Origin of the sequence: Lacimicrobium alkaliphilum (assembly GCF_002591895.1) — a bacterium.
Lineage (GTDB): Bacteria > Pseudomonadota > Gammaproteobacteria > Enterobacterales > Alteromonadaceae > Lacimicrobium > Lacimicrobium alkaliphilum.
The window spans coordinates 214,030-231,101 of record NZ_NISX01000002.1; the positions used below are offsets into that span (position 1 = coordinate 214,030).

Consider the following 17,072-nt stretch of genomic DNA (forward strand, 5'->3'; position numbering starts at 1 on the left):
CCGGCTTGCCATGTGAACCTAACGACTTCATCAGGATCACTGATAGCCTTCTGATTTTGTTTACCTTAAACTTGCTCATTGGTTCATCCAGCCCGATTAAGTCGTCATGCGTATACCCAGAATCTTTCACTCCGCCCCCCTTGCTGTTGATACTGAAGTGGAGCTGACTGCCGATGCCATTAACCATATTGCCAATGTACTGCGTCTCAGACCGGACAATCCTGTGGTACTGTTTAATGGTGATGGCAATGAATACCCCGCTACTTTGCAACGGGTAGAAAAGCGCAAAGTCGTGGCCAGTATTGATGCCAAACTGGGCGTCAGCTGTGAATCCCCGTTGCCCATCCATCTTGGTCAGGGGATATCCAAGGGAGATCGCATGGAGCTGGTACTGCAAAAATCAGTGGAACTCGGCGTTACACAGATCACGCCACTGCTGACTGAGCGCTGTGTGGTCAAAATTGATCAGCAACGCTGGCAGAAAAAGCACCATCAATGGCAGAAAGTCATTATTGGTGCCTGTGAGCAATGTGGGCGTAACACCTTACCGACACTGCATCCGGTCACGACGTTCAGTGATTGGGTGCGCCAATCCACCAATGCCCTGCGGCTGACCCTCGATCCCGGTGCAGATAAACTTTTCAGGGATCTCAGTCCGAATCAGCACGGCTTTCGCTTACTCATTGGGCCAGAAGGCGGCCTCAGCAAGCAGGAAGTCTATCAGACTGAGGAACAAGGCTTTACTCCAGCATTACTTGGGCCAAGAGTATTGCGCACAGAAACCGCCGCTATTGCAGCTATTACAAGCCTGCAAAGCCGCTTTGGTGATCTGTAGCACAGCAATTATCCAATTAATCCAAGTTCAATGGCTCTGAGTACCGCCCGGGTACGATCCCGCACTCCCAGCTTGGCCAACAGGTTAGATACCTGATTTTTTACGGTTCCCTCAGATTTAAACAGCGACTGAGCAATTTCTTTGTTGCTACAGCCGGCCGCCATCAGACGCAGAATTTCAAGCTCTTTATCCGACATAACTTCAGGCTGCTGGTAATGTTCAAAATCCGATTTCAGCCCTTTCAGTGAGTCCATCAGCGTCGACGTGATAGCAGGCTGAATCAGTGTCTCACCACGATGTACAGCTTCAATACCGGCTACCAGATTCTCTAATGAAACATCCTTAAGCAGATAGCCTTTGGCACCGGCCTTAAGGGCCTTTAACAACAAGTCATGATCATCAAAAGTAGTAAGAATAATTACGGGTACAGCAATGTCTTGCGCTGCCATCTCAGTCAGGGTTTGAATACCGTCCATTCTGGGCATGCGAATATCCATCAGGATAACATCCACAGCGCCGGGATTTTCGGTTAACCAGTTCAGGGCCTGCTCACCATCTGCGGCCTGGGCAACCAGTTCTACCTGCTCCGACAAACCCAGTAAACTGGCAATGCCCTGGCGCAAGAGTTGCTGATCATCTACCAACAGTAACTTAATCACGGCCTCTCCTCCGGTAAACTGATATGGGTAGAGAAGCTCTTGTCTGTAACATGATATCCAACCTTCCCGCCGAGAGCCTGAACCCTTTCTCTCAGCCCGTTTAGCCCATTTCCGGCAGTAAAATGGGTGGTTCCGCCATTATCCCGAATGTTGAGATTCAGCTGACCCGACTCCTTATCGAGCCGAATAAACATTTTATCTGCATCACTGTGTTTCAAACTGTTTGTAAGACTTTCACGTACGCACATTAAAATCGTGTTGGCTTGCTCAATATCCGCCACCTGGGTATTGCACTCCAGCGTCACCTTTAACCGTGGCACCTCGCTGGTCAGCAGTGTCAGGGCCTGGTCCAGGTTAATCGCCGAACTTTGACGCATATCCGATACTGCTTCGCGCACATCGCTGAGCAGTAACGCAGCGATACCGTGGCTTTGCTCCATAAGCTGGCGCACTTCACCTTCGGTTTTTCGCTGAGCAACCTGAAGATTAATAGAAAGGGCGGTTAAATGATGGCCGAGCAGATCATGAATATTTCTGGAGATACGGGTACGTTCAGCCTGTTTACTGGCCTGCCCTAACAGCGCCTGAGTCGCGAGGAGTTCACGGTTTTTCTGTTCGGCCTCAGCTCTGGCCCGCTGCTCCTTCACCGCCGTATTCATCATAATCAGAGCAAACAGATTGAAGCTCCAGAACAACAGCGAGGTAATGCCTGCATATTCTTCCTGCCAGTAGAATTCCAGCACCAGATACAGAGGCAGCGACCACAGTGGTGACAGCCACACTGCAGCCCGAAACGAGAGCAGATGGGGAACAACCGCTGACAGCAAAACCATTAAAATGGCACCGTAGCTATAAGGTACCAGCAGGTATATCCCCACCACCAGTACAAATAACAACAGCAGTAATGTCCAGCGTATGGTCTTGTCACGGGAGTATGGCTTGTCTCTGATCACCGCCATAAACAAGACGATAAACAGCACATAGCAAAGTACTGCAACGGGCACCCGCCAGTGATCCCAGCCAATCTGGCGCTGCAGAAAATACACCGAGGAGCCAGCCACCAGCGCCCAGGTCAAAAGCGCACTCAGGATTTCGGTATCAAACTTGTTAGAGAGTTTCATTGCCTGAGCATAAGTGAATTTGCGCATCGGGCCAATAGGCCATAAGTCATCTGTTAAATCGTGACTTCTGGCACTGTGGCCGGAATACGCCCCACACTACACTGGGCCCTCAATAGAGGAGAGTCTGATGTTAATGCTACACAATATTCTGCTGATGTTTCATATCGCTGTCGGTACTGCAGCCCTGTTATTGTTCTGGGCACCGGCTCTGATGAAAAAAGGGAGTCTGGATCACATTAAGTTTGGCCACTACTACGCCAATGTTATGTATCTGGTGGCTGGCAGCGGGCTGGTTATGTCCATCCTTGTGCTGACGAATCCGTTGACAATCCACGGAGAAGGCGTCTCTGCTGATCAAGCTACTCAGATCAGTAACCAGATCCGTATATTTTCAGGTTTTCTGCTTTTTTTAAGCTGGTTGGTGCTGACCTCCGTGCGCCACGGCATTCTGGTATTACGTTGCAAACAGGACCGCAGACCACTGCGCAGATTCTCTCATCTGAGTTTGCTCTTCGTTCTGTTTATCTCAGCCATTGTCCTTACCCTTGTGGGGATTAGCTCAGGTAAAACACTATTTCTGGTTTTTGGCCCTTTAGGTCTGTTTATCTCCACGGGCATGTTGCACTACGTCTTCAGAGCCACGATCAGGCCTATGCAATGGTGGGTAGAACACCTTGGCGCCATGATCGGCTCCGGTATAGGCGCCTACACCGCCTTTCTGGCCTTTGGTGCCAGAGTGGTACTGGCTGATAGCGGCTATATTCAATTACTGGCCTGGATTGCACCGGGCGTCATTGGCACCATCATCATCGCCCGCCAGTCACGCAAATACACCAACAAATTCGCTCAAATCAAGGAGTCCAAATGAAGTATTGGTTTATCCTCCTTTTACTGATAACGACCTGCGCCCGGGCGGATTTGCAAACGGCTATCGCGGTCTATCAGCAGGGCGACAGTCAAAAGGCTGAAAAGATGTTTCTGGCACTACAGACAGAGCCCGACGCCAGGATTTATCTCGCAAGAATCTGGCAAAATCAGGATTTGGACAAGGCTGAGGACTGGATCGAACAAGCCCTGGAGCAAGCACCTGAAAACCCCCTGGCTCATTTTGTAAAAGGTTCGATAATGGCCAGCCAGGCCTCCAACAGCAGTATTTTCTCAGCTTATGGCTACGCCAAAGATTCACTCAGAGGATTTAAAAAAGCTGTCGAGCTGGCTCCTGATAATGTGCAATTTCGTCAGGGACTACTCCTGTTTTACCTTCAGGCTCCCGGTATAGCTGGCGGCGATGAAGAAGCAGCATTGGCACAGGTAGAGGCGATTGAAAAAGAAAATACACTCGCCGGAATTAAAGCCAGGCTGATTTATTTTAAAGAGACCGGGCATAAGCAGAAATATGAAGAGCTCATGTTCCGGGCACGGCAGCACTACAGAAATAAATCAGACTTCCATTATCTGGAAGCAATAAATTTACAGGAAAAAAAGCAGTTCCTTGAGGCACAAAAGTTATTTGAAAAAGCCTCGGTTCTGCCTGACGCCGATGAACAATCAAACACCATAAGTTTCAGCGCGCTATACCAAATCGGTCGCACCGCCGTGTTGGCTCAGAGTTTTATCGGAAAAGGCATTCAGGCCCTGCAACACTATATTCAAAAAGCGCCTGACAGCAGACAGTTACCGGAAAAATACTGGGCCAGATTCAGGCTGGCCAACCTTCTTGAGCTTAAAGGTGAGAAACAACAGGCTATGGAAATTTACCAGAGTCTGCTGACTGTTGAGGATAACCAGCTGCTGGAACGGGTTAAAAAACAGCTTCAACGGAGTTGAAAAGTCCCATGCAAATGACTATTAAAGGAAATCAACTTTTCAGTCAGGATAGTCTGTGAGCCTTAAACTCGGCATCGTGATGGATCCCATCACCCATATCAAGATTAACAAAGACACCAGTTTTGCTATGTTGCTGGAAGCTCAGCACCGTGGCTACCAAATCTTCTACATGGAAATGTCAGATCTTTATCTCGACAATGGCAAGGCCATGGCCAGAATGCAGCCGCTAAGCGTCCAGGAAGATCCGCAAAACTGGTTTGATCTGGGTGAAGAAATATATCGCCCTATGGGTGAGCTGGATGTTCTTCTGATGCGCAAGGATCCACCTTTTGACAGTGAGTATCTGTATGCCACTCAACTTTTTGAGCTTGCCGGGCAACAAGGAGCAATGGTGGTCAATAACCCCCAGAGTCTGCGCGATTGCAACGAGAAGTTGTTCGCCGCCTGGTTCCCTGAGTTTTGCCCGGCTACGCTGGTTACCCGCCAGCAAAAATTAATCAGGGCGTTTCATAAGCAACACAAAGATATTATCTGTAAACCACTGGATGGTATGGGCGGTGCGTCTATCTTCCGGATTAAAGAAGATGGTAATAATCTGGGGGTGGTGATTGAAACGCTGACCAATCATGGCCAACAGCTGGCGATGATTCAGGAGTATCTGCCAGCCATCAGCGAGGGTGATAAAAGGGTATTGGTAGTGGATGGCGAGGTGGTACCCTATGCTCTGGCGAGACTACCCAGTCAGGGAGAAACCCGCGGTAATCTGGCAGCAGGCGGTACCGGCCGCCCCCAACCTCTGTCTGATTCAGATCGTGCTATTGCCGAAGCCATCGCCCCGAAGCTGGTGGAAAAAGGCCTGCTGTTTGTAGGCCTGGATATCATCGGTGACAAACTGACAGAAATTAATGTTACCAGCCCCACCTGTGTACGTGAAATCGAAGCTGAATTTGATATCAATATCTGTGCAATGCTCTTCGATGCCATTGAAAGAAGACAGTCAGCCCCTATATAGGAAGTATCTTTTATTAACGAGTCAGTGCAATGAAAAGCTTTGAAAATCACTTTCTGATTGCCATGCCCAGTCTGGAGGACCCCTACTTCTCCCGTTCGCTGACCTATATCTGCGAACACAATGAACATGGAGCGATGGGCATTGTCACCAATCAGCCTGCCGGTTTGAGTTTAAAAGAAATGCTCCGGCAAGTGGATAAAGATATCGAAGTCAACAATGATAAAGCAGAGCAAATCGTTGTTGCGGGAGGACCGGTCAGCCAGGACAGAGGCTTTATTCTGCATAGTACACAGCCAGGATGGAGTTCGAGCATGGCGCTCACTTCAGAGATTATGGTCACCACCTCTAAAGATATTCTTGGTTCACTGGGTAACAATAAAGGCCCGGAAAAATCTCTGGTAGCCTTAGGTTATGCAGGGTGGAGTGCAGGGCAACTGGAAGAAGAGATCCAGGAAAATTCCTGGTTGTTAATCGAAGCCGATACCGAATTATTATTTGACGTGCCCGTACATAAAAAATGGGAAGCCGCGGTAAAAAAACTGGGAGTAGATATCTGGCAACTGGCGCCGGGCTCAGGTCATGCGTGAGCTGAGTAAGGAGTGAAAGTTGAGGAATAATAGCCAGCAGATTATTCTGTACAGGAGGTCAGAATGTATGTCCATGGATGGACGGTATGCCGGAAATGTCTGCAACGTTTTTCCGGCGATTCCAACAACCCATCCTCTCACTGACACCTTTGCCGGGCTGAAGTCCAACCTGAACCTATGAGCAATGCAAACAACACCGTGCTGGGCTTTGATTTTGGCACCAAAAGTATTGGCGTAGCCACCGGGCAGCAGATTACAGGCACCGCGGCACCACTTGCCGCGCTAACGGCCCGGGACGGTATTCCAGACTGGGATAAAGTTGATGCACTGTTTCAGGAGTGGCAGCCAGCCGCGATGGTGGTAGGGTTACCGCTGAACATGGATGGCAGCAAACAACATGTTACCTTCGCGGCACAGAAATTTGCCAATCGCCTGCATGCCAGATTCAGGATCCCCGTTTATACCTGTGATGAGCGCTTGACCAGTGCCGATGCCCGAGCCAGGCTGTTTGAATTAGGTGGCTTCAAAAAGCTGGATAAACACAAGGTAGATAGCGTCGCCGCCTGCCTGATTCTGGAAAGCTGGATGAATAGCTAAATCTGAGCAGCTGGGTAATACTCTCCCTTATCTTTATGGCAATCACATTTACCGGTTCTGAATGCCTTTATTCAGGCTCAGCAGGATAATGGTGAACTGGATAAGATTGTGCAAGGATTTACAGGTAGCCCGAAACAATGAAAAGCATCCTTGAAAGGATGCTTTTTGCTGGCTCAATGTGGCTTAATGAAACACCGGCTTGCTGATATTGGCATGCAGAGCGTGGCGCATCATGCGGGAGAAATCCGTTTGCGAAAGATGCACCAGGCAGCGATGGTCTCCACCTTCAAAGTAAATATCAGGTAAATCCATCAGGCTGTGATCAACAATGGCTTCCAGATTATACGCCTGAGCCAAAGGCGGAATTGCACCATTTTCACAGTCTTCAAAATAGCGATATAGCTGCTGCTCCTTCATCAAGCGGAAACGGCGATTCAGCATATCGTTGATACCAGCCAGATCCACTTTACTGTCAGCGGGCAATATTGCCATCATCCGGCTGCCATTATCGTCCTCAAGGAGGACCGCCTTCGCTACCTTGTTTGATGGCACATGGGCTGCAATAGCACTGCCCAGAGAACTGAATGAATGATCATGAAAAAGGGTCTGGTAACGGACCTTTTGTTCATCAAGGTAAGACAATACACGTTGCGAGAGACTCATTATCGGGTTCTTCCCATGGTAGCAATACTGGCTTTTGAGTATAGTCAAACTTCCGTCTTTTATGAGAAATTTTTAACCTCAGCTACTTATCACTGGGCAATGTAACGGGCGCCTGCGCGCCGCACTGCCAACACAGTTCAAAACCACCGCCATTGGTCTCTCCACAATTATCACAACACCACTCTGTGCCTTGCTGCCACTGCGTTTCGATGTCTTTTATCAGGCTTTGTGCTTTGCTTTTCCAGTCATTATCGGTGACCCAGACTTCAGGCCAGCAATCAAAAGGCGACAGGTCACCTGCACCGCCAATAGCAAATTCATTTTTGATAAAACAATGGATGCCTTTACTCTCCAGGAGATCTTTAATTTGCTGGACCATAAAACGATCTTCGCTGCTATATACCTTGAGCACCAATGCCCCCTTGTTCAGACCAAAACCTATTTTCTGTCTCACTGAAACCTGATAACTGATAACGGATTAGTTCTTCAGTTAATCCATATCAATAGACACATTCGACAAGGAACCCAGCTCCGGGCCATCGCCTTTGTCCAGCTTGATCATCAGACGCAAGTCATTTGGCGAGTCGGCATGATGCAGTGCCTGATCCATAGTAATACTGCCTGCCTTAAACAATTCATACAGCGCCATATCGAAGGTCTGCATGCCGGACTCTTTACCCTTTTGCATCGCTTCTTTTAATCCACCGATTTCGTTACGCTGGATCAGATCCCGTATCAGGGGCGAGTTCAGCAGAATCTCAATCGCTGCGACCCGGCCCTTACCATCGGCTGTTGGTACTAATTGCTGAGCAACAATAGCGCGGATATTCAGACTCAGGTCGAAGCGCAGTTTGTCATGCTGATCCTTCGGTGCTAAATGCATGATCCGCTCAATGGCCTGGTTGGCATTGTTGGCGTGCAACGTCGCCACACAAAGGTGCCCTGTATCGGCAAAAGACATGGCATATTCCATGGTTTCCATGGAGCGGATCTCACCAATGAGAATGACATCCGGGGCCTGGCGCAAAGAACTCTTCAGGGCATCGTCGAAGGTCTGGGTATCGATACCCACTTCTCGCTGTGTCACCACGCAATTCTCATGCTCATGGACAAACTCAATGGGATCTTCGATAGTCAGTATATGACCTTTGGAGTTGCGGTTACGATGGCCTATTAAGGCGGCCAGAGATGTGGACTTACCCGTGCCGGTACCACCAACAAAGAGCACCAGCCCGCGCTTGGACATAATAATATCTTTCAGCACCGGTGGCAGCCCCAAAGACTCTACCTGTGGGATCTGAGTAACAATTCGCCGCACCACCATGCCTGCCAAATCGCGCTGCCAGAAAGCGCTGCAGCGAAAACGCCCGATGCCATCTTCGGCAACCGCAAAATTACATTCCTTGGTTTGTTCAAATTCCTGTTTTTGCTTATCCGACATCAGACTATGTACCAATGCCAGAGAGTCCTCTTCACTCAGCGGTGTCTCATCAAGATGGGTCATCACCCCATTAATTTTAGCGCTGACGGGAAAGCCGACGGTAATAAAGATATCTGAAGCATCTTCATCCACCATCTGCTCTAAGTAGGGGCGCATATTCATGAAAGACCTCCTAAAGGGTAGGTTTTTTATCGATGGACTTCGCCGCTGCATCCTGAGCGCTGATCTGACCCATGGCCACCAGACGCTGCAAACACTGGTCCATAGTCTGCATCCCATGCGACTGGCCAGTCTGGATCACCGAGTACATCTGCGGCACTTTATCTTCGCGAATCAGATTACGAATTGCCGGAATGCCGAGCATGATCTCATGGGCCGCAATACGCCCACCACCATTTTTCTTCAGCAGAGTCTGAGAAATAACCGCCCGCAACGATTCAGAGAGCATGGATCGCACCATTCCTTTCTCCTCCGCGGGAAAGACATCAATAATACGGTCAATGGTTTTTGGTGCTGAGTTGGTGTGCAGAGTACCAAATACCAGGTGACCGGTTTCCGCTGCCGAGATGGCCAGGCGTATCGTTTCCAGATCCCGTAACTCCCCAACGAGAATCACATCCGGGTCTTCCCGCAAAGCAGAGCGCAAGGCGTTATTAAAGCTGTGGGTATCACGATGCACTTCACGCTGATTAAGGATGCTGAGTTTGTTTTCATGCACAAACTCAATAGGATCTTCAATAGTGAGAATATGTTCACGCTTGTTAGTATTAATATGGTCAATCATCGCTGCCAGCGTAGTACTCTTACCAGACCCGGTAGCACCGGTAACCAGCACGATACCTGTGGGCTGATTAATAATCTCTTTAAAGATCTGAGGTGCACCCAGATCATCCAGCGTCAGAACTTCGCTGGGTATGGTCCGCAGCACTGCTGCAGCCCCCCTGTTTTGCATAAAGGCGTTCACACGGAAGCGGGACAAACCTTTAACCTCAAAGGAAAAATCCGTTTCCAAATTTTCTTCGTATTCTTTGCGCTGTTTATCATTCATGATCTCATAAACCAGCGCATGTACCTGCTTATGATCCATTTCCGGTACATTCAGGCGACGTATTTCACCGTCTACCCGGATGATCGGTGGTAAACCTGCAGAAAGATGCAGATCAGAGGCTTTGTTCTTGACACTAAAGGCTAAAAGTTCGGTAATATCCACAGCCGACTCCGTCTGATAAGAAAGAATAAGTCCAGATCTATCACATATTTACCTTAAATACGGTATGTTTCCACATAACCATAGGACAATCGGCGATCGCAATCCGGACAGATAATGAAAACCATAGCAGAACGACTAGAAAGCGCATCAGATTCCATTCGCCAGCTTTGCCAATCGGCCAGACTTGTGCCCGAACAGGTGAAATTACTGGCTGTCAGTAAAACCAAGCCTATCGAAGATATTCGCCAGGCCTACGCCGCTGGCCAGTGTCAATTCGGTGAAAACTATGTACAGGAAGGGGTGGAAAAAATTCAGGCCCTGCGCGATCTCCCTGACATTGAATGGCATTTCATCGGCCCCTTGCAGTCTAACAAAACCCGTGCCGTAGCCGAACATTTTGACTGGATGCAGTCACTGGACAGGCTCAAAATTGCCAGACGCCTGAACGAACAGCGCCCTGATAACATGCCTGCGTTAAATGTACTGATACAAATCAACATCAGTCATGATGAACGCAAATCAGGACTGGAAAACGAAACAGAACTGTTTGCTCTGGCCGAACAAATCGACAGGTTGCCTAATCTTAGTCTTCGGGGGGTAATGGCGATTCCGTCCGCTGGCCTGGACGACGCCCAGCAACTGGCAATATTCATGCGTATGCGACGACTCTTTGATGGCCTGCAGGCTCGTTTCCCTCAGGCTGATACGTTGTCTATGGGTATGTCGGGGGATATGCACAATGCCATCAAAGCCGGTTCAACTATGGTAAGATTGGGCACGGCAATCTTCGGTGCCCGGGGTAATAGCAATCAGATGACGATTTGATCGACCCCGGCGCAGAAAACTCATAAAAACAAGGGTATTAGTCTTTTATGCAACACAGAAAAGTGGCCTTTATCGGTGCCGGCAATATGAGCCGCAGTATTATCAGCGGGATGGTCAGCAGCGGGTATCCGGCAGAGCTGATCACCGCCAGTAACCCTTCACGTCCCAAACTCGATGCTCTGCAAAAAAATCAGGGCATTCATATTACCCAGGATAACTCAGAGGCAGTAAAGGCCTCAGAGGTTATCGTGCTTGCGGTGAAGCCTCAGTTAATGGAAGAGGTCTGTCAAAACCTGCAACAAACCGACCTGACAGGAAAGCTCTTTGTCTCCATCGCTGCCGGTATTGAATCAGCCCGTCTGCAACAAATGCTCGGTGGAGACTATCCACTGGTGCGTACCATGCCTAACACGCCGAGTGCACTGGGGCTTGGAATGACTGGCCTGTACGCCGATGCTCAGGTCAGTCAGACCGATCGTGAATTTGCCGGTGAGCTCCTCAAACAAGTAGGCGAAGTGGCATGGGTAGATAATGAAGCGATGATCAATGGCGTGACGGCTGCTGCCGGCAGCAGCCCGGCGTATTTTTTCCTGTTTCTGGAATCCATGCAGGATGAAGCGAAGAGAATGGGCTTTGACAATCAGACATCACGATTGCTGGTGCAACAAGCCATGCTCGGCGCTGCGCAAATGGTGTGTAATAATCCGCAGCTGGAGATCAGTGAATTACGTGCCCAGGTGACCTCCAAGGCTGGCACTACCGCCGCCGCACTGAATCACTTTGAAGAAAACGGTATTCGTGAGCTCGTCAGCGGTGCCATGCAGGCGGCCGTAAAACGTGCCGGTGAAATGGCAAAAACGTTCTGAGCCTGTCTCCGCAACGATTGTCAGATAGCATTAACAGATAGCGGTGCCCAGGGCACCGCCGGTTCGGACCAAGGAGTCCTGCATTTATGAATTCGATACATTTTCTGGTCAGCGTATTGTTCAACCTTTACCTGATGGTGGTGTTACTCAGACTCTGGCTGCAACTGGCCAGGGCTGATTTTTACAATCCATTCAGCCAGTTTGTGGTAAAAGCCACACATCCTGTTGTCGGGCCGTTACGACGTATTCTTCCTTCATTGGGAAGACTCGACACTGCCACCCTGGTGCTGGCAATTCTGGTGGCCATAGCTAAAGTCATTGTATTAACCCTGATGTTAGGTGGAGGTGGTTTTAATCCGGTCAGTGTAATCACTACGTCGGTGCTGATCGTCGTTAAAGAAGGTCTGTCACTGGTGTTCTGGGTGTTGATTCTGCGCGCGATCCTTAGCTGGATTAGTCAGGGGCAAAACCCGATGGAACTTGTGCTGCATCAGCTCACAGAACCTTTTCTGGCCCCGATAAGACGGATTATTCCCCCTATTGGCGGGCTGGATTTGTCAGTGCTGGTAGCAATTATCGCTCTGCAATTTATACAAATATTACTGCAGGATCTATTGGGATATTATTTCTGATCAGAATTTCAGTGATAGTCAGCATGGCTATACTAAAGGGAAAGTAACCTACGGAGTGTATGATGAAAAGATGGTTAACTGCGCTTTTGTTCTGCGGCTTATTACTGCCGGTTGTCAGCCACGCAGAGCAAAAGAAAACGCTGGGTAACTGGGATGTGCACTATATGGTACTTACCAGCACCTTTCTCACCCCAGAGGTGGCTCGCAGCTATGGTATTCAGCGCAGTAAGTATAATGCTCTGATTAACGTGTCGGTACTGGATAAGGAAACCAGCGAAACAGAGAACTTACTGGTCACTGGCAACGCCACAAACCTGATTGGAACCCGCAAAAAACTCGAGTTCAGAGAAGTGATCGAAGGCGATTCAATCTACTATATCGCCACGCTGAGTTTTCGCGACCAGGAACAGTATCGCTTTGAGATTGACCTGAATCAGGGCACAGAGCGCCAGACCCTGAAGTTCAGCCAGAAGCTTTATAGCGAATAATCCTGCAAGTCCCCCAAAAGCCATGTTAACCACAGAGGCACGGAGAGCACAGAGTATTTAAGGATGTCAATCCAACCCTCTCTGTGTCCTCCGTGCCTCTGTGGTTATATTGCCCTTTCATGGCTAAATAAATGGTGTTTATTTCCAGCTGTTTTTTTAGCAAAAAACATTCTAAAAAGTCCGTTTATCCTCTCTTGAAAGGCCTGTTGCAAACACTATTTATTGAGTTGAGAGGGTTATGTCTGAATCAGAGTAACCCTCAGGTTGCCGGTCATACCGGTTGTTTATTTGCATATTGCTTCGAGGAGGATATGTTATGAACTCAATTGATTTTACTCCACTTTATCGCAGTACTATTGGCTTTGATCGTCTGCCTTCGTTGCTGGATAAGGCGCTTCGCTCTGACGCGGCTACCAGTAATTATCCGCCCTACGACATCGAAATGGTATCTGAGAACAAGTATGCCATTTCCCTGGCCGTTGCCGGTTTTAATCGTGAGGAACTGGATATTCAGGTAGAAAAAGGCGTACTGACCGTACGCGGCAACAAAGCAGAGGACAAAGACAGTAGCAGGGAATATCTCTATCAGGGTATTGCTACCCGTTCCTTCGAACGCAAGTTTAACCTTGCGGATCATGTAGAGGTAACAGGTGCCGATCTCAATAACGGTCTGCTCACCATCCAGCTGGTGAAAGAACTCCCGGAAGAGATGAAACCACGCACCATTGCCATAAACGCCGACAACAGCCAGCAGTTGGAGCATAAGAAAGGCGACAACCAGAAGGCTGCCTGATACGGCTTAGTTGGGGTGGCGGCAGGCCGTCACCCCAGACTTATCGAACTTAAGGTTGTTTCCATTAACATGGTTATACGGGAGGAATGTTTATGAAACTGGATAAACTGAACCCCTGGAACTGGTTTAAACATGAGGAACTCCAGGGGAGAGATACGCAAATACCGGTCAGGCGCAGTGGCAATAATGAGGTGACCGGTGTGACTGAACACCCGGTATACCCTATGGCACAATTGCATCAGGAAATCGACAGACTGTTTGAGTCAGCTTTCCGTGGCGTTGGGGTACCAGGCCTTGCAGGCAATAATCTGTCATCATTCAGACCGAGTCTTGATGTCTCAGGCGATGGCAGCGCGTATTTGATCAGCCTGGAAACACCGGGGATGGCGGAATCGGATCTGGACATTGAGGTGAGCGGCGATATTCTGCGTATCAGTGGCCACAAGAAGGAAGAGAAGGAAGACAAAGATCGCCACTATTACCGGATTGAGCGCAACTACGGCAGCTTTGCCCGCACGCTGTCATTGCCTGATGATGCCAATGCAGATGAAATTCAGGTATCTCTCAAAGACGGCATTCTAAACTTGACCATTCCAAGACGGGGAGGCAAACGACCAGAAACCAGGAAAATCGCTATCAGTCAATAACACACAGGGCAGGCCGAGGGCCTGCCCTTTTCGCTCAGCCAAATAACCTTCTCAGCCAGCCCTTTTTGTTTTGTGGAATATTCTCTGCATTCCTTTTATGCTTGGATTTTAACGCCATCAGCGGTTGCAGCTCTGACTCCAGCCCCTTATAAGGTGTCAGGGCGTCCTTATAGATGCCTTTTCTGACCTGCTGCAAACTGGACGTTGTCACACTGCGCTCAGTATTTTCAAGATCCAGCATATCCTTGTGCCATTTCAGACCAAGTTGCTCTAGCACCGGCGCTAAGGCCTGCTCAGGGGCATCTATCAGCTGCTCATAGTTAACGTTAATAATCCGCCCGGCAAATTCCTGCTCCCAGAACGCCATCAGCGCCTCATAGCCCTGATAATATTCAGCCAGCGTTGTCAGATCATTACCATAACGATGAAAAGGGCTCAGATTCTGTTCAAAAATAGACAGGCAGGTAGCGATAGGATCTCGCTGACAATGAATGAAGGTGGCTTCGGGCAATGCTCTGGCTAACCAGCCCAGATGCATAAAATTATGAGGCATTTTATCGGTCACATAGCTGGCATCATCTGAGTACTCGTTCAGACCCGCAACATAGTCATCACTGAACTGCTGCAGCTGTTCTTCCGTCAGTTGTCCATTCAGGTAGTTCAACCTTAACTGATGAGGATGTGTTTGCTTTGGTACCTCCGGGTTAAGTTCGCCAAGCAGACTTTCTGCCAGTGTCGATTCTCCGCCTGCAAAAATCGCGGCGTGGTTGCCCAGGATGGATTCAACTAATGTGGTACCGGAGCGGGGCATTCCCAGAATGAAAACCGGTTTACGACTGGATTGTTGCGCCTCGAGCTCTTTGTAATCCGCATAGTGCTGGGGTATTTTCTCAAAGCATTCAAGCTGGGTACTGATGTCCACTTTCTGACCACCCGCCTGAATCTGATTTGCCTGTTTAAGCAATGCCAGCCAGCGGGTTTTATCACGCTTTTTATAGTGACTGGCAAGAATAAAGAAAAAGGTAGCCTTCACCTGGTTCTGGCAATGGTTAAGACGGGGATCCTGTTCCAGCGCGGCCAGTTGCTGATCCGATAGTTCTGGCTGCATGACGGCTGCCAGCAATTGCTCCTGTGGATTGCCATTCGCAAAACGGCTGACAATCTTTAATTCGTTCTCACGATCACCTAAAAAGCGGTAAATATCATGCAGCCGTTGTAATTGCGGCTCACTGAAATGAAACTGCCCCTGCGCTCTGGAAAGACAGGATTTTGCCTGCTGTGGCCGGTTGGCCGCCACATGGATAGCAGCTTTTTCCACCAAACTTTGCGCGCCATCAGAGATTTGTTCGGCAATGGACAGAGCCTGTTTAAAGCGACTGGCACTTTTTAAGGTTTCAATCTGACGAACCAACATCGTGTCGTCATTAATTCCGCCCTCAATGGCCTTTTTATAGTGCTCAGCGGCGCGAATAAACAGCCCAAGTTCAAAGTAGCAGGTACCAAGATTACGATGCCATTCCGGATTATCGCCCTGCTCCAGCGCCTGCCTGAAAAAAGCCGCAGCCTGACTGTGCTTATTCTGGAACAGATAAGTACTACCGAGATTATTCAGACAGTTAGCATCACCAGGCTCCAGCTCCAGAGCTTTTTCAAAACATGTCTGGGCCTGGCGAAATTCACCGCGCTGAAATAAACAGATGCCCAGCATTTTGTGCAACAACGGATGTTCAGGATCAGATTTCAGCTGCTCACTGGCTCCCGCTTCCAGCTCATTCAAACGCCCCTGTGAAAAGTATTGCTTAAGCTGCTCCAGCGCCTGTTGTTCCATTTTATTTCCTGTTGTTATTGCTCGTCACGAATAAATACCGGATTTTGCTGACTGGACTGGTCTTGTGCATAGCGATAGCCCGCCGTGTCAAAGCCTTGTAAGTCCTTCACTTCACGAATCTGATTCTGAATAATATAGCGAGCCATCATACCGCGGGCTTTCTTAGCGTAAAAACTGATAACCTTATACTTTCCGTTCTTCTGATCTTTAAATACCGGGGTCACAATCGCACCCTCCAGTTTATTCGGGCGCACAGATTTAAAGTACTCGTTAGAGGCCAGATTCACCAAAACGTTATCACCCTGTGCCTGCATTGACTGATTCAGTTTCTCTGTGATTTTGTCGCCCCAGAACTGATACAGGTCTTTACCCCTGGCGTTATCCAGCCTGGTGCCCATTTCCAGCCGATAAGGCTGCATCAAATCCAGGGGTTTCAACAATCCGTATAGCCCGGAAAGAATCCGCAAATGTTTCTGTGCATAGTCCAGCTCCGCCTCAGACAAACTTTGCGCTTCAAGCCCCGTATACACATCGCCATTAAAGGCCAGCAACGATTGTTTGGCATTCCTGACAGTAAACGGGCGGCTCCAGTTGTGATAGCGCTCCACGTTCAGATGGGCCAGTTTGTCACTGATTTTCATCAGGCTGCTGACCTGTTGTGGCGATAAGCCACGGCATACCTGAATCAGCTCAGATGCATCGTCCAGCATCTCTGGCTGGCTGTGAGTATTGATGGGGGCTGGAGTGTCATAATCGAGATTTTTCGCCGGGGAGAGAACAATCAACATAGTCGCTTAGGCCTCGCTGTAAAAGACCGCTACTATAGCCAGATGACGTCCCTGGCTCAAATCAATTTAGCCGATTGAGGGGATAGTAAAAAACATAGCCCTTACAATCCGCTGCGCTATCCACAGACTGAACTCCTGAAGCGTTAAAACCTTCAACTCTCTGTGGTACGTGGAAATCTTTTCGCAGAGTCCGCAGGCAGAAGCTGACAACGCTTAATACGCAAAAATCACCCGAGACTAACCTTTCAGACTT

At 48.9% G+C, this 17,072-nt stretch carries 20 protein-coding genes; 12 read left to right on the plus strand and 8 right to left on the minus strand.

The window, feature by feature from the left end; genetic code table 11:
• The first annotated feature begins 106 nt into the window (after positions 1-106).
• Entirely contained in the window at positions 107-835 is a 729-nt protein-coding gene (locus CDA54_RS02855) for a 16S rRNA (uracil(1498)-N(3))-methyltransferase (RefSeq protein WP_099033490.1), read from the plus strand.
• A gap of 8 nt (positions 836-843) precedes the next feature.
• Here CDA54_RS02855 and CDA54_RS02860 read toward each other — a convergent pair whose 3' ends face one another.
• Positions 844-1,494, minus strand: coding sequence for a response regulator (locus tag CDA54_RS02860; protein ID WP_099033491.1), 651 nt, complete (start codon positions 1,492-1,494; stop codon positions 844-846).
• Complete coding sequence (locus CDA54_RS02865; RefSeq protein ID WP_099033492.1) at positions 1,491-2,642, minus strand: sensor histidine kinase; 1,152 nt, start codon at positions 2,640-2,642, stop codon at positions 1,491-1,493. Before CDA54_RS02865 ends, CDA54_RS02860 begins: the two co-directional genes overlap by 4 nt.
• Positions 2,643-2,742: 100 nt before the next feature.
• Here CDA54_RS02865 and CDA54_RS02870 point away from each other — a divergent pair, with 100 nt between their 5' ends.
• From CDA54_RS02870 to ruvX, 5 genes are all read left to right on the plus strand, one after another.
• Positions 2,743-3,483, plus strand: coding sequence for a hypothetical protein (locus tag CDA54_RS02870; RefSeq protein WP_099033493.1), 741 nt, complete (start codon positions 2,743-2,745; stop codon positions 3,481-3,483).
• On the plus strand, positions 3,480-4,442 hold the full coding sequence (locus CDA54_RS02875) for a tetratricopeptide repeat protein (RefSeq protein ID WP_099033494.1): 963 nt from the start codon (positions 3,480-3,482) through the stop codon (positions 4,440-4,442). Before CDA54_RS02870 ends, CDA54_RS02875 begins: the two co-directional genes overlap by 4 nt.
• Before the next feature lie 55 nt (positions 4,443-4,497).
• The gene (gene gshB / locus CDA54_RS02880; RefSeq protein WP_099033495.1) at positions 4,498-5,454 is read left to right on the plus strand and encodes a glutathione synthase; all 957 of its coding nucleotides are present in this window, start codon (positions 4,498-4,500) and stop codon (positions 5,452-5,454) included.
• A 29-nt stretch (positions 5,455-5,483) separates the two neighbouring features.
• Positions 5,484-6,041 carry a YqgE/AlgH family protein gene (locus tag CDA54_RS02885; protein WP_099033496.1) on the plus strand — a complete coding sequence of 186 codons (558 nt, stop codon included), beginning with the start codon at positions 5,484-5,486 and terminating at the stop codon, positions 6,039-6,041.
• Between the two features lie 177 nt (positions 6,042-6,218).
• Positions 6,219-6,638, plus strand: coding sequence for a Holliday junction resolvase RuvX (gene ruvX / locus CDA54_RS02890; RefSeq protein WP_099033497.1), 420 nt, complete (start codon positions 6,219-6,221; stop codon positions 6,636-6,638).
• A 183-nt stretch (positions 6,639-6,821) separates the two neighbouring features.
• Here the strand turns inward: ruvX and CDA54_RS02895 are convergent, their stop codons facing one another.
• The 4 genes from CDA54_RS02895 to CDA54_RS02910 all read right to left on the minus strand — a co-directional run bounded on the left by CDA54_RS02895 (position 6,822) and on the right by CDA54_RS02910 (position 9,952).
• Positions 6,822-7,301, minus strand: coding sequence for an aminoacyl-tRNA deacylase (locus CDA54_RS02895; protein WP_099033498.1), 480 nt, complete (start codon positions 7,299-7,301; stop codon positions 6,822-6,824).
• Positions 7,302-7,383: 82 nt separating this feature from the next.
• A complete protein-coding gene (locus CDA54_RS02900) occupies positions 7,384-7,755 on the minus strand; it encodes a putative signal transducing protein (RefSeq protein WP_229748021.1) in 372 nt (123 codons plus the stop codon).
• Positions 7,756-7,791: 36 nt separating this feature from the next.
• A complete protein-coding gene (locus CDA54_RS02905; protein WP_099033499.1) occupies positions 7,792-8,904 on the minus strand; it encodes a PilT/PilU family type 4a pilus ATPase in 1,113 nt (370 codons plus the stop codon).
• A 10-nt stretch (positions 8,905-8,914) separates the two neighbouring features.
• Entirely contained in the window at positions 8,915-9,952 is a 1,038-nt protein-coding gene (locus CDA54_RS02910) for a type IV pilus twitching motility protein PilT (protein ID WP_099033500.1), read from the minus strand.
• Positions 9,953-10,066: 114 nt separating this feature from the next.
• Between CDA54_RS02910 and CDA54_RS02915 the strand changes: the two genes are divergently transcribed.
• From CDA54_RS02915 to CDA54_RS02945, 6 genes are all read left to right on the plus strand, one after another.
• On the plus strand, positions 10,067-10,777 hold the full coding sequence (locus CDA54_RS02915) for a YggS family pyridoxal phosphate-dependent enzyme (RefSeq protein ID WP_099033501.1): 711 nt from the start codon (positions 10,067-10,069) through the stop codon (positions 10,775-10,777).
• Between the two features lie 47 nt (positions 10,778-10,824).
• The gene (gene proC / locus CDA54_RS02920; RefSeq protein WP_099033502.1) at positions 10,825-11,643 is read left to right on the plus strand and encodes a pyrroline-5-carboxylate reductase; all 819 of its coding nucleotides are present in this window, start codon (positions 10,825-10,827) and stop codon (positions 11,641-11,643) included.
• A gap of 86 nt (positions 11,644-11,729) precedes the next feature.
• Positions 11,730-12,275, plus strand: a complete 546-nt coding sequence (locus CDA54_RS02925; RefSeq protein ID WP_099033503.1) for a YggT family protein — start codon at positions 11,730-11,732, stop codon at positions 12,273-12,275.
• A 62-nt stretch (positions 12,276-12,337) separates the two neighbouring features.
• Positions 12,338-12,763, plus strand: coding sequence for a DUF4426 domain-containing protein (locus tag CDA54_RS02930; protein WP_099033504.1), 426 nt, complete (start codon positions 12,338-12,340; stop codon positions 12,761-12,763).
• Between the two features lie 316 nt (positions 12,764-13,079).
• Entirely contained in the window at positions 13,080-13,556 is a 477-nt protein-coding gene (locus CDA54_RS02940; protein WP_099033506.1) for an Hsp20 family protein, read from the plus strand.
• Positions 13,557-13,648: 92 nt separating this feature from the next.
• Complete coding sequence (locus CDA54_RS02945) at positions 13,649-14,203, plus strand: Hsp20/alpha crystallin family protein (protein WP_180237097.1); 555 nt, start codon at positions 13,649-13,651, stop codon at positions 14,201-14,203.
• Positions 14,204-14,237: 34 nt separating this feature from the next.
• On the opposite strand, the gene CDA54_RS02950 is transcribed toward CDA54_RS02945, so the two are convergent.
• On the minus strand, positions 14,238-16,031 hold the full coding sequence (locus CDA54_RS02950; RefSeq protein ID WP_099033508.1) for a tetratricopeptide repeat-containing sulfotransferase family protein: 1,794 nt from the start codon (positions 16,029-16,031) through the stop codon (positions 14,238-14,240).
• Between the two features lie 14 nt (positions 16,032-16,045).
• Positions 16,046-16,819, minus strand: a complete 774-nt coding sequence (yaaA, locus tag CDA54_RS02955) for a peroxide stress protein YaaA (protein WP_099033509.1) — start codon at positions 16,817-16,819, stop codon at positions 16,046-16,048.
• Between the last annotated feature and the right edge of the window lie 253 nt (positions 16,820-17,072).

Excerpts from the sequence above, each read along its gene's own strand:
- CDA54_RS02885 (WP_099033496.1), top strand. The coding sequence starts at position 5,484 with ATGAAAAGCTTTGAAAATCACTTTCTGATTGCCATGCCCAGTCTGGAG.
- CDA54_RS02895 (WP_099033498.1), bottom strand. The coding sequence starts at position 7,301 with ATGAGTCTCTCGCAACGTGTATTGTCTTACCTTGATGAACAAAAGGTC.
- CDA54_RS02855 (WP_099033490.1), top strand. The coding sequence starts at position 107 with ATGCGTATACCCAGAATCTTTCACTCCGCCCCCCTTGCTGTTGATACT.
- ruvX (WP_099033497.1), top strand. The coding sequence starts at position 6,219 with ATGAGCAATGCAAACAACACCGTGCTGGGCTTTGATTTTGGCACCAAA.
- CDA54_RS02940 (WP_099033506.1), top strand. The coding sequence starts at position 13,080 with ATGAACTCAATTGATTTTACTCCACTTTATCGCAGTACTATTGGCTTT.
- CDA54_RS02865 (WP_099033492.1), bottom strand. The coding sequence starts at position 2,642 with ATGCGCAAATTCACTTATGCTCAGGCAATGAAACTCTCTAACAAGTTT.
- CDA54_RS02870 (WP_099033493.1), top strand. The coding sequence starts at position 2,743 with ATGTTAATGCTACACAATATTCTGCTGATGTTTCATATCGCTGTCGGT.
- CDA54_RS02945 (WP_180237097.1), top strand. The coding sequence starts at position 13,649 with ATGAAACTGGATAAACTGAACCCCTGGAACTGGTTTAAACATGAGGAA.
- CDA54_RS02950 (WP_099033508.1), bottom strand. The coding sequence starts at position 16,031 with ATGGAACAACAGGCGCTGGAGCAGCTTAAGCAATACTTTTCACAGGGG.
- CDA54_RS02875 (WP_099033494.1), top strand. The coding sequence starts at position 3,480 with ATGAAGTATTGGTTTATCCTCCTTTTACTGATAACGACCTGCGCCCGG.
- CDA54_RS02905 (WP_099033499.1), bottom strand. The coding sequence starts at position 8,904 with ATGAATATGCGCCCCTACTTAGAGCAGATGGTGGATGAAGATGCTTCA.
- CDA54_RS02915 (WP_099033501.1), top strand. The coding sequence starts at position 10,067 with ATGAAAACCATAGCAGAACGACTAGAAAGCGCATCAGATTCCATTCGC.
- proC (WP_099033502.1), top strand. The coding sequence starts at position 10,825 with ATGCAACACAGAAAAGTGGCCTTTATCGGTGCCGGCAATATGAGCCGC.
- CDA54_RS02930 (WP_099033504.1), top strand. The coding sequence starts at position 12,338 with ATGAAAAGATGGTTAACTGCGCTTTTGTTCTGCGGCTTATTACTGCCG.
- yaaA (WP_099033509.1), bottom strand. The coding sequence starts at position 16,819 with ATGTTGATTGTTCTCTCCCCGGCGAAAAATCTCGATTATGACACTCCA.
- CDA54_RS02925 (WP_099033503.1), top strand. The coding sequence starts at position 11,730 with ATGAATTCGATACATTTTCTGGTCAGCGTATTGTTCAACCTTTACCTG.